Genomic DNA, 22,277 nt, shown 5'->3' with positions numbered 1-22,277 from the left:
CCCCACCCCCTGAGGGAAGAGCAATGGTTCTTGCCTCAAAGCCGGCTACCCCTTCCATCCTTGAGCGGCACGACGCCACCTGGCAGGACTACTTGACCATTTGCAACCATCCCACCCTGGACTGGCAGAAGATTTCTTTTTACCAGGGCTGGTTGTGGGTCAGCATGGGCAAGGAAGGGCCAGAGCACGCCTCCGTCAGCGATTTGATGACGGCAATCTTTTTCGCCTGGGCCTTTCTGCACCCGGACGTGCCGCTGCAGTCCTACGGTCGCTGCCTGATTGAGTACCCAGAAACCCACGCCTGCGCCCCCGACCTAGTGCTCTACAAGGGAGAAAACATCCCCAGATACCAAGCCGGCGAGCCGCGGCGGATTGACTTGCGTTTCCAAAGGCCTCCCGACCTGGTGGGCGAAATTGCCGACACCACCCTCAGCCTTGACCTAGACGAGCAAAAGCAGCTCTACGCCAGCCTGGGCATTTCTGAGTACTGGGTCATCGATGTCAAAGGGCGGCGTGTTTTTGCCTTTGCCTTGGCCGAGGATGGACGCTACCGGGCCATTGCCCAGTCGCAGGTGCTAGCGGGCCTGCCGATAGCCCTGCTTGAGCAGACTCTGGAACGCTTGGCCAACGAAACCAACACGGCGGCCGCCAACTGGCTTCTCCAACAGCTCCAACGCCAGGCTTAAAGCCATCAGGGCTCTCCTCTAGTCCTTGATTCACCGTTCGCGTAAGCGGGACGGAGTCCGTACAATCGGCCACTTTGCGGCATAACCAACCTCCTGCCTTGACGTAGATTGGCTGAGCTAGTAGGCTTGCGAGTCCATCTTTTCTGGTAGGCACTTTGCCTAGGCTAAAGTTGGCTCCGTCTTTAGCCTGTGTGCCCGGTATAGCAAGGAGCAACTACCGTCAGCTCGAGGGGAAGTCACGCCTGTGGAGATCCCTCTGGCGGGGTAGTAGGTGTTGAGCCTGCTACTAGCTATGGGTCGTGGAAGTAGGAAGAAAGCATCAACCGCGAGCAAAAGTCCGCTTTTGCTCGAGGTTGTATGAGTCTTTCAGAGCGGCGTTTGGGCCAGCTTGATGATGAGATGGTGGTTTTTGTCCACTGTGATCCAGCCCTGCTGGCGGAAACGGTTCAAAAGACGAGTGATGGTGACGCGGGTAGTGCCGATGGCATTGGCCAAGTCTTGGTGCGTAAGGCGCACCTGCAGGCGCACTCCTGTCGCAATGGGGGATCCCAACTCCACTGCCAACAGGGAGAGCAACTGACGCAGCCGATCCTCCACCCGCCGCCGCCCGGCCAGAGCCAGCAGTGCTTCGGTTTGGCGCAGTCGCCGCACCAACTGCTTGAGCAGCCCCTGGCTTAGGGTTTCTGAGGCTTCCACCTCGGCTGCCGACAGCCGCAGCACGTCAACTGCCGTCAACGCCTTAGCTTGGTAGGGATCCAACTTTGTCCGCGGGGATCCCAGCGGCATGGAGGGAACGGCAAAGCCCAAAATGGCCTCGCTCCCGTTGGCATAGACAGTGCTCAACTGCACTACGCCCCGGCAGACAATCACCCACTCTTCGGGCGGCAGAGGAATGATTTGGCGAGGGCTGTAGGAAGATAGGCTGCGGCCTCGGTAGAGGTCTTCTAGGAGCTGACGCTCCCGTTTGACATACTGGCTGGGCGTCGTTTCAGGCGTCATGAGCTAGCTCTGCTGGAGCAAACTTGGGTTCAGCGGGCGGCCTTTCCCCTGCTAAGGGAGAACAAGAGTCGGCCTTGGAACCAAGGATCCGTGTTCTCGACTACACCATATCGCTTGCCTTTCCCGCTGAAGTAAAGAGGAGGTTATGCTTGGGTTAAGTCTTGCCCTCGGCTTGGAAACGGGCAGAGCTGGGTGCAACCGCCATCCGGTAGGATAAAAACAGCCAAGCTCAAGCTTCAGGAGACTTGCCGTGACGCTGGTGGTTCGCGTGATTACTCCTGACCGCGTTGTTTGGGATGCCCCTGCCGAGGAAGTGATCCTCCCTGCCACCTCAGGCCAGCTGGGTATCCTGACCAATCACGCTCCCCTGTTGACAGCCATCGGCAACGGCGTGATGCGGGTCAAGGCCGGTGGCAAGTGGTCGGCCATTGCCGTGATGGGTGGCTTTGCAGAAGTGGAAAACAACGAGGTAACGGTTCTAGTCAACCGGGCCGAGCGAGGAGAACAAGTCGACAAGGCTGCAGCTCAAGCTCTTTTGGAGAAGGCCAACCAAGTTTTGAACACTAGCAGTGACAAGCAGGAGCGCCTGCAGGCTCAGTTGGATCAGCAACGGGCCAGGGCTTTACTCCAAGCTGCCGAAATGGGTTCCAAAAGCTAGGGGATACCTCTTGGTTAAGGTGAGGCTAGCTACCCGTAGGTTGGCAGAGTAGGATCCTCAAGACCCTTCCGCCCACGTGCATCCCCAGAAGCCTCCTCTGTTTTCTGATCCTCCCGAGGATTCTCACCAGCTTCTCCCGATCTCAGCCATTGGCGAGGCGGGGCTACTGCAGGTGGTGCAACGCTACTGTCCTGCGCAGGTGGTGGGGGATGATGCCGCAGTGTTGGCTGCTCCCCAAGGACAGTTGGTGGTAACCACCGATGTCTTGGTAGAGGGAGTTCACTTTAGCAACTCGACCACCCCGCCCCATGCCGTGGGCTGGCGCGCGGCAACTGCCAATTTGTCGGACTTGGCGGCGATGGGATCCCGTCCCCACTCGTTGCTCGTAGGCCTGGGCCTGCCGCCCTCCACACCAGTGGCCTGGGTGGAGGAGCTCTACCAGGGAATGCAGGCTTGCTGCGCCCCCTGGGGATGCCAAGTGGTGGGAGGGGATCTGTGCCGCTCGCCCCAGCGGTTTGTGGCCATTACGGCGCTGGGATCGGTGCAGCCAGGGCGGGCCATTGAGCGCAAGCGGGCGCAGCCGGGCGATTGGCTCATCGTAACTGGGCCCCATGGGGATGCGCGGGCTGGCCTGGAGCTCTTGCTTCACCCTGAGCAGGGATCTATAGTCCCGGCAGCCCAGCAGCAGTTAATTAGGGCCCACCAATACCCACAACCGCGGCTGGATCTGTTGCCGCTGTTGGCAGCGATCCCTGACCCTATGCGCCTTGCCGGCATGGACACTAGCGACGGCCTAGCCGATGCCCTGGTGCAGGTGTGTCAGGCTAGCGGGGTGGCAGCGAGGATCGAGGCGGAGCGGATCCCGATTTCAGAGGCTTTGCAGCAGGTCTTTCCGGCCCAGGCCCTAGAGTGGGCCCTCTACGGCGGGGAAGACTTTCAGCTGCTCCTTAGCGCTGAGCCCTCTGTAGCCCAGTACCTCTTGGAAAAGCTGCCAGGGGCAGCCTGGATTGGCGAAGTCACTGGCTGGGATCCGCAGGGGACGGTGCGGCTAGACAACGGCCAGATCCTCAGCCGCCAGCAGGCCTTCCAGCATTTTTGAGCGGCTCAAAAGCGCAAGTGTCGGCTGACGCGCACCAAGGGACCCAGCCCTAGGCGCTTGGGACTGAGGGCCTGCATCTCAAACAGGGCCAAAATATGGTGCACCGGCAGCTCTAGCTGGTGGGAATTTGCCCCCATCGCTATCACCAAACCACAGCAGCCCCCCGTATCGCGGCAACGCCGCTCCCAGCGCCTGCGAGCCCTTGAGTGCACGGGGTCGTCTTTGGGAAATTCGCCAAACAAGTGCAGGTCGCGGTTACCCGTCTGGACAATTTCTAGCTCGTAGCGATGGCCATCGAAGGGATCCACTCCCGTATTGAAACAAACCCCTTGGGGGCCCCCCTCGCCGCGCAGGTTTTCAATCAGTTGCTTGGCCTTAGAGCGAGAGGTGCGCACAATTACCACCGGCAGCCCCTCCCCCTTCTGCACCAGTTTGCTCTGAGGGAGAGGATGCACTTGCCCTGCACGGCGCAACACCTCCACAGTAGCCCAAGGCAGCAGTCCCAGGCCAAGCTGCGCTCCCTCAGGCAACAGATCCTCTCGGAGCAGAGCTTGGGTGGGTTTCTCTTCCTCTAATGCCAGCAGCTCTGCCGCCAACTCAGGCAGGGTGCGCACCTGCACCGACAGGGCTTCCCCTTGGGGATTGGGAACGCAATACTGCCCCTGACAAGGTTGAAAGCCCTTTTCCAGCTTGCGGCGGTACTGCTTCAAGAAGCAATGCAAGGCCTCCAAGGCCACGGCCAAGGTTGCTGCCTCCTCTTCCTGTAAAACACCGCGCAAGCCCTCCAGCGGGTGGATGGTGCCGAAGTTCGGCTCGATGTCCTCGGGATCCAACTCTGCCAAGTCCAAGTTTGGCCAGTCTTCCAGTTCGGGATGGCGGGGTTGAAAAGTCAGGTAGAGACAGTCCTGCCTCAGGAAGACTTCCTCCATCTCATCAGGGTCCGCTTGCCTGGCCTGCTGGCGAAACTGTTTGAGGGAGGGCAGGGAGCGGTAAAAAATCACCCCATACTCCATTCCTGCCCGTCCCATGATTGAGACGTAGAGAGTTTCGACGTCCCAATGATGCAGCTCGATGGCTAGAATGTGGTGATCCTCAAGGTACTCCCAGGGGGCATCCTGCCAGAGGGTAAAGGCTTTGCTAGCCAAGAGTTCTGCGTAGTTTTCTGGCAAAGGTGGGGGGATCTGCTCCTGAGCCTCGGCAAAGCTTTGTAGGATCTCATCGATGAGCGGTAGCTCCGGCTGGTATTCCACTTTGATGTCCAGCTCGTGCAGAATGCCGCGCAGGAAAAACTGCACCTCCCGGTTGCGCACGACGATTTTCTGGGGACGGGCTGGCAAGCCCGCATTGGGCCGCTCCATGGCCGCGATCAAGGCCCGCACCATTGGCTCTGTGCCAGAGCCAGCAGGCACCACCTCCATAGCTCGCACCACACCCTGAACGCCGTCCACCCAGAGAATGCATTCCCCCTCGCCGGGAGAAGGCTGGGAGCCAGCAACTGGCGAGCTTGGCAGGCTGTGGCGATCCCCTTCCCACACGGAAGGAATCTGGGGCAGCTTTTGCAGTCGACGAACCGTAGCGGCTGGCAGACGCGACATAGACATCCCGAGACCACAAAAACCACCCAAAGGCCTAGCAGATGCCTTGGGTAGGGATCCCTCTCTCCTCAGCCAAGTTGAGAGGGGGGATCCCCCTCAGCCACTCTAACCGAGCCCGGAGAAGCTGGATCCCCGCTAGGGACAATGGCCAAGCAAACCCGAGTAAAGAGCTGATGGTCAGATTCGAACTGACGACCGCTCGATTACAAGTCGAGTGCTCTACCAACTGAGCTACATCAGCCCGTTCTACCTGGATTATACTAGCACCTCCCTTGCAAGTTGTCCCCGCCTGCCAGTTTGTTGCTAGGGGGCAGCAGGCAGGGGATTGAGCTGACAGCCGAGAGAGGCAAGGAAGCTACTGCCGATCCTCTGCTGGCTGTGGAATGGGAGCTAGGTAAATAGCCAAAGCTCCGGCCAGAAAGCCCAAGATATTGCGCACCACTGGCAGCCAATCTCGGGTGCGGGCAACCACTGGGCCAAGGCCAAAGGCCCCAAACAAAATGAACCACAAGGGAGAGATGAGCAAAGCCCAGCGCCAGTTAAACACCTCCTCTCCCTGGCGGGGTTTGCCGGCAAACCCAAAGACAATCCCACCCAAGATAGAGGTAATCAACGTCAGGATCCACTGCTCCTGCGGCAGCCCGGGCACCACCCGGCAACCGCCTTGGCGAAAACAGCGATCCAGAACCTCAACGGCCTCTAGAATGGCGCGGTGGGCGCCATGTTCCTGCACATAGAACTGGTTGCCAAAGCGAGACTGCAGCTCGATCCAAAAGGTGCGCGGCAAGATCTCCCGCACCGCATCCCCCACGTTGAAGGCCAGCAGGTTGCCCCCCCGGGGATCCGCCACCATCAAAACGCTGCGCTCGTTTAGGCCCCAGTACTCCTTCACCTGGCGGCCCGGGGTTTGGTCAAACTGGGTCAACACCCGCAGCTTCCAGCCAGTTTCTTCCTCCAGCCGGCTCAGGTGCTCGGCCAGTTCGGCTTCCTCCTTGCTGCTCAACTGATCCGCCAAGTCCAAAACCGGAACAGGCGGCTGAGGCAACTCCATCGGCACTACTGGCAGGGCAGGCTGCGCCCACAGGGGAGATCCCCCGCCTACCCAAATCCACAGCCCTAGGCAAAGACTCACTCCAAAGCCAAGTACCCTTTGCCACTGGATGCTCATGCTACTCCCTCTTTAAAGACCCAATCCTGAAAACTGATGTTAAGAAGTGTTTCAAGTTCTTACAGATCCATCATGCCCTGGAAGCCAACATTTGGCCAGAGGGAGTTCTTTCTGGGTTTTCCAGGTAGCTGCGGGAAGGGTTGGCAGCAGAGTCTTTTCTGGTCAATTGCCCATCGAGAGGGCATACTGGTGGCAACAATTTTGGATGCCGGGGGCGTGCATGATGAAGTTCAGACGCTGGTTGGGTCTCTGCTGGGCCGGCCTGATGGCGCTACTCCTCACGGCCTGCGGCCAGGGATCCACTCCCTACGACAGCATTGTGATCAACTTTGTTAACACGGCTACTCCCAGTGAGATCGCTGCCCTTGCCAAAGAGTACAACTTGACGCTGCGACCCAGCAGCAACAGTGCCTTTGCCCGCCAAGAGGTTATTTACCTAGCCACTGGGGAGGCGACTCATCCCAGGGCCACCCGGCGGCTGCTCCAGCGGCTTCAGCGGGAAGCCCTCGTTGAGTATGCCCACCCCAACTACCAATTCCAGGCCGCTTTCGTGCCCAACGATCCCCTTTACTCCCAGCAGTGGAACCTACGGGCCATCCGCATGCCCGAAGCCTGGGAGATTTCTCAAGGGGAAGGGGTGACGGTGGCAGTCGTGGACACGGGGGTGACGCGGGTGCCGGATCTGGCCCAGACCGAATTTGTGAAGGGCTACGACTTCGTAGATGACGATGAGGATCCCACCGACCTCAACGGCCACGGCACCCATGTGGCTGGCACCCTTGCCCAGTCCACCAACAACGCCCTGGGCGTGGCAGGTGTTGCCTTCAAGGCCAAGATCATGCCCGTGCGGGTGCTGGATGCCAACGGCTTTGGATCCCTGTCGGATGTGGTGGAAGGGATCCGCTATGCCGTCGACCATGGCGCTACCGTCATCAACCTCAGCTTGGGCAGTCGCGCCTCAGCTCGCTTGATGGAAGAGGCGGTAGCTTACGCTCACAGTAAAGGAGTGACCGTAGTTGCAGCTGCTGGCAACGAAAACTCCAGCCAGGTAAGCTACCCAGCCCGCTATCCCCATGTCATCGCCGTCTCAGCCACGGGGCCTGATGGCACCAAAGCTCCCTACTCCAACTATGGGGTTGGCGTGGATATTGCTGCTCCTGGTGGGGCCAAGACGCCCGAGCACCCAGAGTACGGCATCCTGCAGCAGACCATCAACCGCCGCAACCCCGACGAGCCGGTCTTCGCCTACTTCCAAGGCACCAGCATGGCTGCCCCCCACGTGGCTGGCGTGGCGGCGCTGATCCAGGCTCAGGGCATCAAGGATCCGGACAAGGTGGAGGCCATCCTCAAGATGTCAGCTGCCCCAGTGCCTGGCGACAAACAGAACTTCTATGGCGCCGGTCTGCTGGACGCAGCCAGAGCCTTGGCCCGAGCCAGGGGTCAGCAGGAGGAGAACCCCTTGGTGCTGTGGCTGAAGGACTTCCTGAAGTACCTAAACGACAACGGCTACCTCAACCCTCGCTTCTGGTTTGATGGGGGCGCAATTGCCCTGGTGCCCAAGCTGCTGATGGTGGTAGGTGGCTACATCCTCCTGGTGCTCATTCGCTGGTGGCTGGCTCCCAAGCCCGTACCGGTGACAGTGCCCCTGTTGGCCGGAATCCTCCTGGGCAGCGCTGGCCTCTTCCCCCTGCAAGGGTTGGCCATTGTGGGTTTCCCCCGCTGGCCCTTGCAACTGCTGGGCAGCTCCCTGCCAGAGCTAGGCACCGCCTTAGCCCAGACCAATGCCCTAGATCCCTTGTTTGCCAGTGTGTTGATCCCTGGCCTGTTGATGGTGCTCTTCCTAGGTCATCGGCGCTGGCGCTGGGCGGTCATCGGCCTCTGCCTGGGGGTGGCTTCCCATCTGCTCCTGTCGGGATCCCTGTTCTATGAGGGGGTACTATGGCTTGGATCCTCTGCTTGGTTGGGGCGCTCCTTCTTGCTCCTCAATGGCTTGCTCTGCCTGGGCCTGGCCTACTTGGGAGCACAAGCCATCTTGGATTTGCAGCCCAGCAGCACCGTCCTAGCTCTGAGGAAGTGATGCAAGAATTTAGGGGTACCATTGAGTTTCTCGACATTGAGGGGGGGGTGTGGGTGCTGACGCTCCCTTCAGGTCAGCACTACGCCCTCTTCCGCGCCCCCAAAGAGCTCCTGCAGGAGGGATTGCAGGTTACCATTCAGGGGCAGGTGAGGGAAGACTGGGTAACAACAGCGCAGGTGGGCCCAGTCTTGGAGGTAAAAAGCTTCCGGAAGCAGCCCTAGCCAACTGAACCTCTGGGAGGACCCTAGTACCCCCTGCCAGCCATCCCCAGGCCGGCAGTTACTCCGAGCTTGGGATTTGACTGAGAACTGCTTGCAGAGAGCGGACATCGCAGCAGTACACCTGGTGCGGGCGGGCATACCCTTTGAGCTCCACCACCTGCTGGGAGAAGCAAGTGGCTGACTGACCTAGTTGTCGGGTCAAGTAGGCGTAGGTGCTCTGGCTGATGGCCAGGTCAGTGTTGAGGGTGCGGGTGGCGCTTTCGAGGCGAAAGGCCAGGTTGACGGTGTCGCCCAGAGCCGTGTACTCCTGGCGAGTGGTGTTGCCTACCTGGCGCACGATGGCTGGGCCAGTGTTGACGCCTGCTCCCAGGCGCAGGGGAGAGGGCAGGGGAAACTCGCTATTCAGTTGTTCGGTCATCTGGAACAGCTTCACCAGGGCCTGCAGAACTGACTTCACGTCAAGCTCGATCTCCGCCTGGTCGGCTGGCAAGGGATCCGCATGGGGTGTATGGAACCAGACGGCCATGATGGCGTCGCCAATGTACTTATCAACGCTGCCTCCCTGTTGCTGGATGATGTCGCCGCCGCGCCGGAACCAGTCGCCCATCACCTGGGAAAGCAGCCGCTCGTCCAGTTGTTGGGTCAGTTGTCCGTAACCGCGCACGTCAACCACGGCCACTGAGATGAGCCAGCGGGTCTGCAGCACCAGGGTGTCCGAAGGCCTGCCGGCAGAGCCGGGCTCTGGGCTAGTCAGAGATCCGCTGTGAAACTCAAGCTGGGATTGGCCAAGGGTAAGGCGATCCCCGTCTTGCAGCAGCGTAGGAATGCTGATGCGGCGATTGTTAACAAACGAGCCGTTGCGGCTGCCCAGATCGATGAGATAGATGCTGTTGTCATCCAAGTACTGCAGCAGGGCGTGCTGGCGGGAGACACTGGGATCGTTGAGGACAATGGCGTTGCCCTCATCCCGGCCCAGCGTCCAAGCTGTGGCTCCAGCAAGAACGTACTTCCTCTGGCTGCCGTCCGGCTCTCTAAGAATCAGGTAGGGAGCAGCGGCAGGTTCGCCTGGGACGCTCATGGTAGGAGAGGAGATAAGGCAACCCCACTCTAATACGATACCCCTCTCCCCTGCATTTGAACCGCAGCTAGGCTGGGCTTGGCGGGCATCAGGCCAACTAATATCATGTTGTGTAGATATGTTAAGGCCCTATGGCGAATCCTTCCCATCCCATTCCTGCTGAGCAGCAGCCTCTGCGGCAATATGCGGAGCTAAGGGAAGCTTTTCTTTTTCGCTGGCCAACACTGGCCTGGCTCCCCTACTTACGGCGGCTCCTGGGCGTGTGGGGAGCGGTTGCGGTGGGAATTTTGCCACTGGTGTGGGGCAGCTTTGTCGGGGATTGGGGCCACTTCACCTTGGCATGGATCCTGGGAGCCAATGCTTTGCTGGGCCTAGTGCTGCTCCACCTCTACTTGGGCTGGGCCCACGTGCGGCGGCGCTTGGTGCAGCCGCGGATCCCTTACGAAGAAAGCGGCTGGTACGACGGGGCAATGTACGTCAAATCGGAAGAGGAGCTGGCTCAGCATCGGCTCATTGTCCGTTATCAGGTTGAGCCGGTGTTGCAGCGCCTGCGACGCAGCTTGTGGGGGGTGGTTGGGCTGAGTGCCCTGACGGCCTTGCTTTGGCCACTCTGGTAGGGAGAACCAAGGGGATCCCAAGCGGTGCATGTAACTTCTGATCTGGCTCAAGCCTTGCGGCCCACTGCCGTTGCCATTGGTAACTTCGATGGCTTGCACCTGGGCCATCAGAAAGTGCTGCAGCCAATTCGAGACTCCCCAGAGGGGGTGCGCACGGTTCTCACGTTTCATCCCCACCCGCAGGAGGTGTTGACGGGGCAAAAGCAATGGCTGCTGACTCCACCGGCGGAGAAGCTGGCGCTGTTGGCTGAAATGGGCTTTGAGCAGGTGGTGCTGCTCCCCTTTACCCCTGCCCTGGCTTGCCAGCCTCCCCACGACTTCATCCAGACAGTTCTTGAACAAGGGTTGCGCGTTCGCCACCTCAGCGTTGGCTGGGACTTTTGCTTTGGCCATCGCCGCTCCGGCAACGCCCAAACTCTGAAGGCCTGGGGATCCCAGTGCCGTATTCCAGTAGAGGTCATCCCAGAGGTGCAACTAAACGGGAAGCGAGTCAGCAGCTCCCGCATTCGCGCCGCCCTAGCTACAGGGGAGGTAGCAGCAGCCGCAGAGCTCTTGGGTCGTCCCTATCGGCTCATTGGAGAGGTGGTGCCAGGGGATCGCCGGGGACGGGAGCTGGGCTTTCCCACTGCCAATCTGCGCCTGCCGCCCGAGAAGTTCTTGCCCCGCAACGGAGTGTACAGCGCCTGGGTGGAGGTGCCCGCTGCCGCGGGAGCTCTGCCAGGAGTGATGAACATCGGCTACCGTCCTACGTTTGCTGGGCTGCGGCACACGGTTGAGGTGCATCTGCTGGATTGGACGGGCGATCTCTACGGGCAGGAGGTGCGGGTGGCGTTGCAGGGGTTTATCCGCCCAGAGCGGCGCTTCCCCAAAGTGGCGGACTTGATCCACCAAATCCAGCAGGATTGCCAGAAGGCTCGGCAACAATTGGGCTTGGCGGAGCCGGTTCCTCTCCCAGCGCAAGAGAGACCTCAGGAGAGCTTAATCAGGGATCCCCACAGCAGGGCTATTGCCTCAGACCACTCCACCGTAGCCCCGTAGGTATCCCCCGTGTGTCCTCCCAGTTGGCGGTAGATCCAGTGGCCCACGGCCAAGGCTCCCAGAGCAGCGCCCAGCGTCCAAAGTAGCAGAGGCCCCCAGGCCAGGATCCCGCTTCCCCCCAGACCGGCTGTGGTAACCCCTAGGAGCAGGGTGCCCGGCCACAGGGATCCCGGCAGGGAGGTGGAGTCTTTGAGGAAGCGGGCGGATCCCTGCTCCCGCAAGTAGGGGTAGAGAGCAATGGCCAGCAGTTGGCCCCAGCGACCCCAGGCTGGCACCAAGAGCAGGAGGGGCCAGACTTGTAGGCTACTCAGGGCAGCAAACTTCAACAGCAGCACCAGCCCTAGGGCCAGTACCCCGTAGGCTCCCGTGTGGCTGTCGCTCATCACTTGGAGGCGGTGGGAATTGCTGGCTGACTGCTCTGAGCTGGTGTGGAGATTGGCCGCCAGGCCATCGGCGGTATCGGCCACCCCATCCAGGTGCAGCCCCCCGGTTAACACCACCCACAGGGCTACCAGTAAAGCTGCCCGTACTCCCGCTGGAAAAACCTGAAGCAAGAGGGAGGCCAAAAAGAGGATCCCGCCTAGGCATAGACCCACCGCCGGCAGCCAGGCGGCGATGCCCTCAAACTGCAGATCTGCTGCCCGTCCTAGGGGCAAGGCGGTGTAGAAAGTTAGAGCTGCCCAGAAACGCCGCACTGGTTTTTGATCCTCTTCCCTTCGAGGAGCTGGTATCCAGCCTCCCAGGATCTGGGAAGGTAGCAGCCAGGTCTAACTGGGCCCGGCTAGCGGATGTACTCTTTCAACACGCTGTTGCGATTGGGATGGCGCAGCTTGCGCAGCGCTTTGGCCTCGATCTGCCGGATGCGCTCTCGGGTAACGTTAAAGATTTGGCCAATCTCCTCCAGGGTTTTCATGCGGCCGTCATCCAGCCCATAGCGCAGCCTCAACACATCCCGCTCGCGAGGGGTGAGGGTTGCCAAAACGCTTTCCAGATCTTCCCGCAATAACATCTTGGCCACCCGCTCCTCGGGAGTTTCTCCCTCCGACTCAATAAAGTCTCCCAGCCGCGAGTCCTCTTCTTTGCCAATAGGGGTCTCCAAGGAAATAGGAAGCTGAGCCGACTTGGCAATGAAGCGCAGCTTCTCGATGGTGATTTCCATGCGAGTGGCGATCTCCTCTTCCGTGGGCTTGCGGCCCAACTCCTGGGAAAGCTGCTTGGTGACTTTCTTAATGCGCGAGATGGTTTCGTAGAGGTGAACCGGCAGGCGAATGGTGCGCGATTGATCGGCAATGGCGCGGGTGATGGCTTGGCGGATCCACCAGGTGGCATAGGTGGAAAACTTGTAGCCCTTTTCGTGATCAAACTTCTCGGCTGCCCGAATGAGGCCTAGGGAGCCCTCCTGGATCAGATCCTGAAAGGAGAGACCCCTGTTCATGTATTTCTTGGCAATAGAGACTACCAGCCGCAGGTTGGACTGCACCATCTTTTCTTTAGCCCGCCGCCCCTGGTGTAGGCGCCGCCGGAATTCCGGCAAGGGCATTTTGACTTCCTCTGCCCATAGCTCCTCCGGCACCTCCTCCGGGCTGGACCAGAGGCCCATTCGCTCGAAAACGGCCTCACGGGCGCGCTCTAGCTCCAGCAGATCGGCAATTTTTCGCGCTAGCTCAATTTCTTCGTCAGGCCGCAGGAGGCGAATGCGCCCAATTTCTTGCAAATAGACGCGAATAGAGTCGTCGGTGTAGACCTTTTTCTTGCTGGCCGATTTGCGTTTCGCATGCCCTTTGGCGGCAGTAGCCTCATCCTCCTCCTCGAGGAACTCTTCGTCGCCCTCCTCCTCGTCCAAAGCCTCAGGGTCACTGGCATCCAGTTCAAACTCGAGGGGATCCGCTCCATTGTCTGCATCCAGGAGGATGGAAGAGGAGCTTTCCAGATCCGAGTCGAGAAGAGCCGTCTGACCAGATGTCACCAACTCTTTTGCTTGCACCATGCTGATTTCCTCGTGACGCTAATCACAAAGCTGGAGGCAACTAAGAGCTTCTAGACGCCAAGGCAAAAGCAGCAAGTCCCAAGTCCACTGCAACCCAGAACGCTAGCTCTAGGGCGCCAAGAGCTGCAGAACTAGACCCCGCTCGCGCTAGGCAAGCTGGCCCGCTTCTAGACAGCCAAGGGCTGGGGTTACTCTCGAAGCAACGGTGGCTCATGGGGCTCAATGAAACTGGTGCAAAACTTGTTGGACAGGCAAGCCCCCTCGAAATTGAGGAAGCCCACCTTTTGCTCTTCCCTGGCGCAGGGCAAGGCGCCTCCTGGAAGGGCTGGCTACCTCGACCCCTCCCCACGCTTGGAGGAAGGAGCACACCACAGCCGCCGGCAAGGGATCCCTGCAGGCAGCTGTAGCCGTTCACACCAAACGCCTTCCCTAAATTAGCCCGCCCTTGGGGAAACAGCAACGGGGCAGGTGAAGAAAATCTAAACTTTGTCCCGCCGCCTCACAACGCTCCAATCCCGATGTCAGGGATCCCTACGACTTGACGGGGCGCCGGAGGGTCCTCCAGGAGCCGATTTTGGTGGGCCGGAGACGGTGGAGCAACTCCACCAAGGCTTTCTAGGTCATCAAGACCCATACCTTGCAGCAGGAACCTGCCCAGTGGGGGATCTGCCTGCCGGTGGTGTCGCTTCAGGGGGCGCTAGCTAAGCCCTCTTTTTCCGCAGAGCGCAGGATTGGCCAGAACCAGTGGGGCCGCATGAGGATCACCGTGTCGATGACATGAATGATGCCGTTGTCGGCTTCAATATCGGCCTGGATAACGGTAGCATTGTTTACCTCAAACACGTCCCCTTCGATAAACAAATCGATGGGGGATCCCTCCACCGAGCCTACACTTCGATACTTGGCCAAGTCCGCCTTTTTCAGGCGACCGGGCACCACATGGTAACACAAGATGCGAGTCAGTTGAGGGATGTTTTGCACCAGGGTGGTAATGGTGCCAGGGGGCAACTTGGCGAAAGCGGCATCGGTAGGCGCGAAAACAGTAAAGGGGCCAGGGCCTTTCAGAGTATCCACCAAGTTTGCCGCTTTCACGGCTGTAACTAGGGTGGAGAAACCTTCCGTAGAAACTGCAATATCGACAATATCAGGCATGGCCAAAATCCTTATTTTGCTAGAAGTTGGGATGACAGGAAAGTCAAAGTGGTGCGCAGTTTCAGAGCTACCTGGCCTGAATACGACTGAAAATGGGCAGAGTCAATGCCTAGACTTGAAGTCGGCTAGCGATAGTTCTGATCCTGAATGTAGGCCAGGCGAGCTGCTTCTCGAATCCCGTATTCCGGCCGAGTGAAGCGATTGAGTTGCCCCTCAAAGTAACGACGGTTCATCATCAAATGTCGCGGATTGGGATCGTCCAAAGGATAGAGAAAAGCTGCTCTCCCCGCCTGGATCACGGCTGAGGTGACGTTGTACATGGAGCGCTGAAAGCTAATCCCAAGCTGGATCAGCATGTCATCTTCGCCGCGGCAATGCTTGCGGTAATACTCCACTAAATACTGGGGCAAAAAGTGGTACATATCCTGGTGCAAAAGCGTCGGCGGGATCCCGGCACTGGCCACGGGAAACTTGTCGGCGTAGAGAACCCCGTAGTGAAAGTCCAACTGGTTAACGGGCACTTGGTTGGCCTGGGCGTTATAGGACTTGGTGCCGCGGAAGGGAGAAGAGCGATAAAACACCGCCTCTACGTAGGGGAAAGCCGCCTCGTATAGCCAGGTAAATCCCTTGGATTTGGGCACAATATCGTACCATTCTCCGCGGATGCGCACCCGGTGATAAATGGGCCGTCCGGCAATGGCGAAGATCCCCCTGACCAAGAAGTTCATCGCCTCCGGCACGCTGGTAATTTTGCCCTCGTCGTAGAGATCGCTCATCTCAAGAAAGACAGGGGCCATCACCTCCCAAAACAGGCCCAGCACCGAGTACATGGTGGCCTGGCGGCATAGCTCTAAAAACATGTCTGGGAAGAGCTTGTATAGCCCCATCAACAGGGGGTTGCCTTGGCAGTAGGCGCGGATGGCGCGGTCGGCATTTTGCTTGTATTCTTCCGAGTCCATATAGGGATCCAGCAGGCCCCCCATATCTCGGTGCCAGAGCATGGCCCGCATACACTCTTCCGCAAATTCCATGTTGATGCGATCATGCCAAAGGTGATGCAAGATCCGCGGCAGCTTGCGCTTGAGCTCCCCTTTTTCCATGAACTCCAGGAGCTCTGGGTGGGCCGTGGCAGGACCACGCCAAATGCGCAGATCCGCATCATCTCCAGCGTAGTGGTTGGCCAGCTTCAGATACTCTTCGGGAATGATGTACTTAAAAAAGGGCAAGGGATCCACAAACACCTGCTCGGCAATGTAGAGCAGATCGCGCCAATAAAAGTCCATCGGGATGGCATAGGCTTTGTAGATGCCGATAATTTGCATCAAGTTTTCCGGCGTATCCGGCAGCATCGATCCCCCTGCCTCGAGGCGATGGACTATCTCGGCAAAAGGATGAGTGGAAGGAGGTAGCTTAGGTGCAACTAGGGTTGTTGCCATGGAAAGTCTCCAACTCTTCAATTCCTGGGAGTTTCCCGACTACCTGGTGAGCTCGTTGCTAGGGAGAATGATCCGGGTTACCGGCTGAGGCCAAGATAACCGTTTGGGCCTGAGCCACCTGGGTGGAGAGGGTAAACGCCAAGGGTTGCGGCCATTTCACCAAGTTCATGGGCTGGATCCCAAACCAGACGATCAAGGCAGTTAAAACGAAGCCCGGGATCCGCTCCCAGCCCTGCACCCGTGGGTAGTAGGCAGTGCGGTTGTCCAGTTTGCCAAAGCAGGTGCGGTTGAGCAAAATCACAAAATACACCGCTGTCAAGCCGGTGCCGCAGATGCTGATCAAAGTAGGCAAGGGAAAATCTTGGTAGCTGCCCTGGAAGATCAAAAACTCAGCCACAAAGCCCACCAAGCCTGGGATCCCGGCACTGGCCATGCCGCCTAAAATCAGCAGGGCACTCACCGTGGGCAGGCCACGCAGGGGATTGAGCAGGCCGTTGAGCACGTTGAGATCCCGCGTTCCTACCTTGCGCTCCACCAGGCCCACCAGATCAAACAGCAGCGCCAAAATCAGGCCGTGGGAGACCATCTGCACCATTGCTCCCGTCAAGCTAATCGGCGTGGCCGCCGCCATGCCCAGCAGGATGTAGCCCATGTGGCCGATGGAACTGTAGGCCACCATGCGCTTGATGTCTTTTTGGGCAATAGCCGCCAAAGCTCCCGAGAGCACGGCAATGGCCCCCCACCAGGCCAGAAGCCCGGCTAGGTCAGCCCAAGCTTGGGGAAACAACTGCAGCCCAAAGCGAAATAGGCCATAGGTGCCCAACTTGGAGAGCACCCCTCCCAGCAGTATCGCCACCGGCGGAGAAGACTCTCCGTAGGCATCAGGCAGCCAGGTGTGGAGGGGCACCAGCGGCATCTTGATGCCAAAGGCCACCATCAACGCCAAGAGCGCCAGAGTTTGGGCAGCAGGGCTCAGAGAGCTGATGCGAATCTCAGCCAGCTCAAAGGTATGGGGATCCCCAAGCCAGTAGATAGCCAAAAAGGCCCCCAGCAGGAAGATGGCGGAGACAGCGGTGTAAATCAAAAACTTGATGGCGGCGTAATCCCGCTTGGGGCTGCCCCAGATGGAAATAAGTAGGTAGATCGGGATCAGCACCAGCTCGTAGAAGAGGAAAAACAAGAGCAGGTTCTGCGCAGCAAAAGCCCCGTTGACCGAGCCGCTCATCAGCAGAATGCAGCCGTAAAAGAGATTGGGACGCTGCACCTCTGGCTCAGCCGTCAGGATGGCGATGAGGGTAAGCAGCCCGTTCAGAGCTACCATCAGCAGGGACAAGCCGTCCAAGCCCAGGGAGTAGCTCAAGCCAATCTCTGGGATCCAATCCCACCGCTGCTCCCACTGAAAGCCAGTTGCCTGCACGTCAAAGCGGGTAAATAGAAACAGCGAGATGGCCAACGGGATCCCGGCCAGGACCACCGCCAGCTTTCGCCCTCCCAAGCCCAGGAACAGGAGCAGGGATCCCAAAATCGGCAACCCAATCAAGGCACTCAGCATGGTCTTTACCCCCTCGACCTACCCAAGCCTAGAGAACCACCAACCCAGCAGAGCCACCCCCGCCACAATCGTCAGCACATAGGCCTGCAACTGGCCGGAGGTGGTGTACTTCAGGACTTGGCCGCCTGCCAGCACCGCCAAACTGGTCAAATTCACTAGGCCGTCCACCACGTAGCGGTCAAAGAGCGCCGTGACCTCGGAGATGATGCGCACCACAAACACCACACTGGCTCGGTAGAGCTTGGGAGTGTAGAAGTCGTTGGCCAATAGGTCCTGCCAGTCAGCCAAGAAAGCCCAGTCCACCGGCCGCCGCTCCCGCGGCAGGTAGAGCACTGCCCCCAAACCCATGCCTACCAGGCTGGATGCGGCCATCAGGGCAACAGGGATCCCTTCCAGCGTGGGCGTCAAACCCAGCGCCGCCAGGATCATGGTTATGTGCAGAACCACCCCCATCATGACCGTGCTGGGCAGCATCATCGGCCAATGCACTTCTGGCGAGCGCTCGCTCATCTGCTGTGGCTTACCCCCCCAAACAAGGCCGAATACCCGGGTTAGGCCCAGTGCCGTCACCGCGTTGGTAACCAGCACAACTGTTGCCGCCAGCCCCTGCCCTGACTGCACCAACTGCTGCCACAGATCCGTCAGCACCCAAAAGGAACCGAAAGGCGGCAAAGCGATGATTCCGGCCATTCCGGTCAAGAAGCACAGCCCTGAGATAGGACGCCGCGACCACAAGCCCCCTAGATAACGCAGATCCTGGGTAATGCTGTTCCAGATCACCATGCCCAGCGCCATCACCAGCAAAGCCATCGCCGGCGCATAGGTAAGCAGCAACTGATACGCTTGCTGGACATGGCCGGTGCCCACTGCTACAAAGATCAAGCCCATGTAGGCGCTCACCAGGTAGGACAAGGCCCGCTTGGCGTCAATTTGAGCCAGGGCCACAAAGGCTCCCCCCACTGCCGTCAGCCCCCCAATTACCAGCATCACCCGCAACACCGTTGGGGAAAGAGCATAGAGCGGCTGCAGGCGGATCAACACCCAGGCCCCTGTGCCCACCACCGCGGCGTTGCGCAAGATTGTGGCAGGGATCGGCCCCTCCATCGCCTCATCCAGCCACAGGTGCAGGGGGAACTGAGCACACTTGCCCACAGGTCCAGCCAGCAAGCCCAGCCCTGCCAGCGCAAGCAAAGTTGGATCCACAGAGATGGCTCCTGCCTGCACCGCCTTTGCCCAGGCCGCCAAGTCCTCAAACTCCCAAGATCCCGTCAGGGGATAAATGGCAATAACCCCCATCAAGAGCAAGAGGTCGCCGATGCGCTTGGTTAGGAAGGCATCTCGCGCCCCGGTGACCACCAGCGGCTGGTTATACCAAAAGCCCACCAATAGGTAGGTGCCCAGGGTCAAAATCTCCAAGATGACGTAGCTAAAAAACAGAGAGCCACACATGGCCAGGGCGCACATTCCCCCCTCAAACAGGCCCAGCAGGGAGAAGAAGCGCGCCCAGCCCCAGTCCATTTCCATGTAGCCAAAGCCGTAGATCTGGGCCACCAGGTTCAGCCCCGTCACCACAGCGCAGGCCCCCAGCGTTACCGAAGAGACCTCTAGCGGCAGCTCCAACACCAGATCCCCCACCTGCAGCCAGGGCAGCCGAATCACCTGCGCCGGCTGATCCCAAATCGCCACCAGCGCCCCCACACTGTGCAGAAACGCTACCAAAGTCAGCAGCGCATTTAGGTAGCCCGCCGGTCGAGGGCCAGTGCGGCGGGTGATTCCTGGGGACCAGATCAGCGCTCCCCCCCACCCCACCAGCGCATAGAGGGGAATTAACCATGCGGTTGTAACCAGCCCGTTCAAGCTCATAGTCCTCCTTCCGACCCGGGATCTCGCCTGACCCCATCGCTGGCTGAGATTCTGTAAAAAATCTTAAGAGGCATCCTAGTGGCAAACTAGGATAGACAAAAGTCAAGTTTTCCGATGAAGACCGTAGACTTAAGTCTATCCGCCAAAAAAACACTGGGAAGTCAGGAAGACCCACCTAAGGGATCCCGCCTGCAGGCCACTTCAGCCGCACCTGCATTCTGTTGCAAAAAGCAAAGAGCCCCCTGTAGAAGTCCCTGCCGAGTTTTGGGGGCTACTGCCAGTTAGGTTTCCGCCAGCTCTACTAGGGCCTTTGCCTGCCCTGAGCAACCAGAGCTTGCTCGACTAGCTTTCCGACTTGCTAGAAGTCTGCACGTATAGGATTACTAGAAAGATGGAAGGTACCAAGATAAGCAAAAGAGTGGCCAAGATGCCCAGGTAGTTTGTCTCCATCGCTCCGCACGCGGCAAATCCAACTGGCAGCTAGCATACCATTCTCAGGTGCGCCTTGCCCAAACGACCCAGCCAGCCCTAGGGCTTGGTTCTCACCGCAACATCCCCCAGCACCTTAGTCTGGCAGGCGAGGCGATAGGTCTCAGGCTTGCGCCTGAGTTTGCGGTTTTCTGCCTCTGTGCGTGGCGAGAGGTTTTCAGCCCCCTCGACAATCTCCACCACACAGGTGCCACACTGGCCGTTGCCGCCGCAGTTTAGCAGCTTGGCCACCATCTTATAGAGGTCAACCTGGTTCTCCAGCGCCTTCAGGCGCAGGTTCGACCCCTCTGCGACGACGACCTCCCGGTTCTCGTTCACAAACCGAATCGTTGCCATAGCTCTGCCAAAAAACCTTGCTCGAACTGAGCCAAGAAAGAGCGATGTTGCTAAGTATTGTTACATTTTAAGTCATGTTTTTAATCTTTGGCCAGAGATCGGGGAAGATGGTGCCAAATATGAGGGGCATCCCGCCTGCAGCCACTCAGGTCGGTTGCGCTTCGTTATACTGTCTGATCTCTGGGAGGGAAATTCTGCCGGCAATACTTTCAGTGGGTGTGCCCTTAGGTTAGGTAGGCATGGCACCCCTTAAGCTAGAAGGGACTGCTCAGGTCAGAACCTAGGGGGGTGTTGACTTCGCTTTTTGACTGGATATTGCCCAAGTGTTGAAAACGTGGAGGATCGAGCTTTATGGGACTACCGTGGTATCGGGTCCACACTGTTGTACTCAACGATCCAGGCCGCCTCATTGCGGTACACCTGATGCACACTGCCCTGGTGGCGGGTTGGGCCGGATCGATGGCCCTGTACGAAGCAGCCATCTTCGACCCATCGGATCCGGTCTTGAATCCAATGTGGCGCCAGGGCATGTTTGTCATGCCGTTTATGGTGCGCCTGGGAGTGGTCAACTCATGGGGTGGATGGAACATCTATGGCGAGAGCGTTGCCAACCCAGGCTTCTGGACGTTTGAGGGGGTAGCCGCTGCCCACATCGTTCTATCAGGGTTGCTCTTTTTGGCTGCCTGCTGGCACTGGGTGTACTGGGATCTGGAGCTGTTCCGGGACCCCCGTACCGGTGAGCCAGCCTTGGACTTGCCGAAAATCTTTGGGATCCACCTGCTCCTGGCGGGGATTCTCTGCTTTGGCTTTGGCGCGTTTCACCTGACGGGCGTCTTTGGCCCAGGGATGTGGGTGAGCGATCCCTATGCCACAACAGGGCATGTGCAGCCGGTGGCGCCGGAGTGGGGGCCAGCCGGGTTTAACCCCTACAATGCTGGCGGGGTGGTGGCCCACCACATTGCCGCGGGCATCGTCGGCATCATTGCCGGCTTGTTCCACATTACGGTTCGTCCACCCCAACGCCTCTACAAGGCTCTGCGCATGGGGAACATAGAGAGCGTGCTCTCCAGCTCGCTGGCAGCAGTGTTCTTTGCTGGCTTTGTGGTAGCCGGGACAATGTGGTATGGCAGCGCCACCACACCTGTCGAGCTGTTTGGCCCCACCCGCTACCAATGGGATTCCGGTTACTTCAACCAGGAAATTAACCGGCGCGTCAATGCTGCCGTGGAAGCTGGGATGACCCTCAGCGAGGCTTACAACTCTCTGCCTAAGTCCTTGCTCTTCTACGATTACGTGGGCAACAACCCAGCCAAGGGTGGCCTGTTCCGGGCTGGCCCCATGAACAAAGGGGATGGCATTGCCATCGCGTGGCTGGGCCACCCAGTGTTCCGGGATCGTGAGGGGCGGGAGCTGACGGTGCAGCGCATGCCTACCTTCTTTGAGACGTTTCCCGTCATCCTGCGAGATGCCGATGGCGTAGTGCGAGCTGACATTCCCTTCCGCCAGGCCGAGTCGCGCTACAGCTTTGAGCAAGTGGGCGTGACGGTGGAGTTTTACGGCGGCAAGTTGGACGGGCAGGTGTTTACGGACCCGCCAACGGTTAAGAAGTATGCCCGCATGGCCCAGTTGGGTCGGCTCTTCGAGTTTGACCGTGAAACGCCCAAGGCCGATGGCACCTTCCACACCAGCCCCCGCGGGTGGTTTACCTTTGCCCACGCTGTCTTTGCCCTGCTATTTTTCTTCGGCCACATTTGGCACGGCGCCCGTACCCTCTTCCGCGACGTGTTCGCTGGCATTGACCCGAACATGAGTGAGGAGATGGTGGAATTCGGCGTCTTCCAAAAAGTGGGGGATCCCACCACCCGCAAGGTGCAAGAAGCCTAGAGCTTTCTTGGTTCCTAGCCGTCAGCACTCGGCTCTCTTTGGGAACAGGGTGCTGGCGGCTCTAGAGAGTCCATGGGAGGTTGCTATGGAAACCATCCTCTACACCTTTATCCTGTTTTTGACGTTAGGCCTCCTGTTTTTTGCTGTTGCTTTTCGCGAAACTCCCAAGATCCCTAAGAAGTAAGCCCCACCAATTGGGTCCGCCACGCTAGTAGGGTCTGAGGCTAGGAGGCCGCGCAAACAATTGCCTGGATCCCTGGGCAAGGGCAGTTGCCCCGAGACTAGCCTGGGGATCGCTACAATTGCCTTGGGTTGGTGCTAGCTGGGCTCTAGAGCCCAGGG

The 22,277-nt window shown here is 59.0% G+C and carries 21 protein-coding genes and 1 tRNA gene; 9 read left to right on the top strand and 13 right to left on the bottom strand.

Features of this window, described 5'->3' with window-relative positions; all coding sequences use genetic code 11:
• Positions 1 to 23 precede the first annotated feature (23 nt).
• Positions 24 to 686 carry a Uma2 family endonuclease gene (locus tag NW812_RS05785; RefSeq protein ID WP_414394909.1) on the top strand — a complete coding sequence of 221 codons (663 nt, stop codon included), beginning with the start codon at positions 24 to 26 and terminating at the stop codon, positions 684 to 686.
• 366 nt (positions 687 to 1,052) lie between these two features.
• Here the strand turns inward: NW812_RS05785 and NW812_RS05780 are convergent, their stop codons facing one another.
• The gene (locus NW812_RS05780; protein ID WP_414394907.1) at positions 1,053 to 1,685 is read right to left on the bottom strand and encodes a Crp/Fnr family transcriptional regulator; all 633 of its coding nucleotides are present in this window, start codon (positions 1,683 to 1,685) and stop codon (positions 1,053 to 1,055) included.
• A 250-nt stretch (positions 1,686 to 1,935) separates the two neighbouring features.
• Here NW812_RS05780 and atpC point away from each other — a divergent pair, with 250 nt between their 5' ends.
• On the top strand, positions 1,936 to 2,343 hold the full coding sequence (gene atpC / locus NW812_RS05775) for an ATP synthase F1 subunit epsilon (RefSeq protein WP_414394905.1): 408 nt from the start codon (positions 1,936 to 1,938) through the stop codon (positions 2,341 to 2,343).
• A gap of 139 nt (positions 2,344 to 2,482) precedes the next feature.
• Positions 2,483 to 3,442, top strand: a complete 960-nt coding sequence (gene thiL / locus NW812_RS05770) for a thiamine-phosphate kinase (RefSeq protein ID WP_414395148.1) — start codon at positions 2,483 to 2,485, stop codon at positions 3,440 to 3,442.
• 5 nt (positions 3,443 to 3,447) lie between these two features.
• On the opposite strand, the gene NW812_RS05765 is transcribed toward thiL, so the two are convergent.
• The 3 genes from NW812_RS05765 to NW812_RS05755 all read right to left on the bottom strand — a co-directional run bounded on the left by NW812_RS05765 (position 3,448) and on the right by NW812_RS05755 (position 6,088).
• Positions 3,448 to 5,037: a DUF6930 domain-containing protein gene (locus NW812_RS05765; RefSeq protein ID WP_414394903.1), complete on the bottom strand. Its 1,590-nt coding sequence runs from the start codon at positions 5,035 to 5,037 to the stop codon at positions 3,448 to 3,450.
• 168 nt (positions 5,038 to 5,205) lie between these two features.
• Positions 5,206 to 5,278, bottom strand: a tRNA-Thr gene (locus NW812_RS05760).
• A 114-nt stretch (positions 5,279 to 5,392) separates the two neighbouring features.
• The gene (locus tag NW812_RS05755) at positions 5,393 to 6,088 is read right to left on the bottom strand and encodes a TPM domain-containing protein (RefSeq protein ID WP_414395147.1); all 696 of its coding nucleotides are present in this window, start codon (positions 6,086 to 6,088) and stop codon (positions 5,393 to 5,395) included.
• A 337-nt stretch (positions 6,089 to 6,425) separates the two neighbouring features.
• On the opposite strand from NW812_RS05755, the gene NW812_RS05750 reads away from it, so the two are divergent.
• Positions 6,426 to 8,282: a S8 family serine peptidase gene (locus NW812_RS05750; RefSeq protein ID WP_414394902.1), complete on the top strand. Its 1,857-nt coding sequence runs from the start codon at positions 6,426 to 6,428 to the stop codon at positions 8,280 to 8,282.
• Complete coding sequence (locus tag NW812_RS05745) at positions 8,282 to 8,503, top strand: hypothetical protein (protein ID WP_414394901.1); 222 nt, start codon at positions 8,282 to 8,284, stop codon at positions 8,501 to 8,503. The genes NW812_RS05750 and NW812_RS05745 overlap by 1 nt, the downstream gene beginning before the upstream one ends.
• 58 nt (positions 8,504 to 8,561) lie before the next feature.
• Here the strand turns inward: NW812_RS05745 and NW812_RS05740 are convergent, their stop codons facing one another.
• Positions 8,562 to 9,581 (bottom strand): FHA domain-containing protein, encoded by a 1,020-nt coding sequence (locus tag NW812_RS05740; RefSeq protein WP_414394900.1) that lies wholly within the window; start codon positions 9,579 to 9,581, stop codon positions 8,562 to 8,564.
• Positions 9,582 to 9,712: 131 nt separating this feature from the next.
• On the opposite strand from NW812_RS05740, the gene NW812_RS05735 reads away from it, so the two are divergent.
• Complete coding sequence (locus tag NW812_RS05735) at positions 9,713 to 10,198, top strand: CGLD27 family protein (RefSeq protein WP_414394899.1); 486 nt, start codon at positions 9,713 to 9,715, stop codon at positions 10,196 to 10,198.
• A gap of 24 nt (positions 10,199 to 10,222) precedes the next feature.
• Complete coding sequence (locus tag NW812_RS05730; RefSeq protein WP_414394897.1) at positions 10,223 to 11,236, top strand: bifunctional riboflavin kinase/FAD synthetase; 1,014 nt, start codon at positions 10,223 to 10,225, stop codon at positions 11,234 to 11,236.
• Here NW812_RS05730 and cobS read toward each other — a convergent pair.
• The 8 genes from cobS to NW812_RS05690 all read right to left on the bottom strand — a co-directional run bounded on the left by cobS (position 11,167) and on the right by NW812_RS05690 (position 20,051).
• Entirely contained in the window at positions 11,167 to 11,931 is a 765-nt protein-coding gene (cobS, locus tag NW812_RS05725) for an adenosylcobinamide-GDP ribazoletransferase (RefSeq protein ID WP_414394896.1), read from the bottom strand. The genes NW812_RS05730 and cobS overlap by 70 nt on opposite strands.
• 86 nt (positions 11,932 to 12,017) lie before the next feature.
• Positions 12,018 to 13,223, bottom strand: coding sequence for an RNA polymerase sigma factor RpoD (gene rpoD, locus NW812_RS05720; RefSeq protein WP_414394894.1), 1,206 nt, complete (start codon positions 13,221 to 13,223; stop codon positions 12,018 to 12,020).
• A gap of 687 nt (positions 13,224 to 13,910) precedes the next feature.
• On the bottom strand, positions 13,911 to 14,375 hold the full coding sequence (locus NW812_RS05715; protein ID WP_414394892.1) for a fasciclin domain-containing protein: 465 nt from the start codon (positions 14,373 to 14,375) through the stop codon (positions 13,911 to 13,913).
• A 125-nt stretch (positions 14,376 to 14,500) separates the two neighbouring features.
• Entirely contained in the window at positions 14,501 to 15,811 is a 1,311-nt protein-coding gene (locus tag NW812_RS05710) for a CO2 hydration protein (RefSeq protein WP_414394890.1), read from the bottom strand.
• A gap of 58 nt (positions 15,812 to 15,869) precedes the next feature.
• Positions 15,870 to 17,363: an NADH-quinone oxidoreductase subunit M gene (locus NW812_RS05705; RefSeq protein ID WP_414394888.1), complete on the bottom strand. Its 1,494-nt coding sequence runs from the start codon at positions 17,361 to 17,363 to the stop codon at positions 15,870 to 15,872.
• Positions 17,364 to 17,381: 18 nt separating this feature from the next.
• The gene (locus tag NW812_RS05700; protein ID WP_414394886.1) at positions 17,382 to 19,226 is read right to left on the bottom strand and encodes an NAD(P)H-quinone oxidoreductase subunit F; all 1,845 of its coding nucleotides are present in this window, start codon (positions 19,224 to 19,226) and stop codon (positions 17,382 to 17,384) included.
• 342 nt (positions 19,227 to 19,568) lie between these two features.
• Positions 19,569 to 19,676, bottom strand: a complete 108-nt coding sequence (gene psbM, locus NW812_RS05695; protein ID WP_414394884.1) for a photosystem II reaction center protein PsbM — start codon at positions 19,674 to 19,676, stop codon at positions 19,569 to 19,571.
• Between the two features lie 78 nt (positions 19,677 to 19,754).
• Entirely contained in the window at positions 19,755 to 20,051 is a 297-nt protein-coding gene (locus tag NW812_RS05690; protein WP_414394882.1) for a 2Fe-2S iron-sulfur cluster-binding protein, read from the bottom strand.
• A gap of 351 nt (positions 20,052 to 20,402) precedes the next feature.
• On the opposite strand from NW812_RS05690, the gene psbB reads away from it, so the two are divergent.
• Positions 20,403 to 21,935, top strand: a complete 1,533-nt coding sequence (psbB, locus tag NW812_RS05685) for a photosystem II chlorophyll-binding protein CP47 (RefSeq protein ID WP_414394881.1) — start codon at positions 20,403 to 20,405, stop codon at positions 21,933 to 21,935.
• Positions 21,936 to 22,020: 85 nt separating this feature from the next.
• The gene (locus tag NW812_RS05680) at positions 22,021 to 22,119 is read left to right on the top strand and encodes a photosystem II reaction center protein T (protein ID WP_414394880.1); all 99 of its coding nucleotides are present in this window, start codon (positions 22,021 to 22,023) and stop codon (positions 22,117 to 22,119) included.
• Positions 22,120 to 22,277 lie beyond the last annotated feature (158 nt).

The sequence above is a fragment of the Synechococcus sp. O70.2 genome, from assembly GCF_047462135.1.
In the GTDB taxonomy this organism is placed as follows: Bacteria; Cyanobacteriota; Cyanobacteriia; order Thermostichales; family Thermostichaceae; genus Thermostichus.
This window is presented reverse-complemented; position numbering and strand designations above follow the sequence as displayed.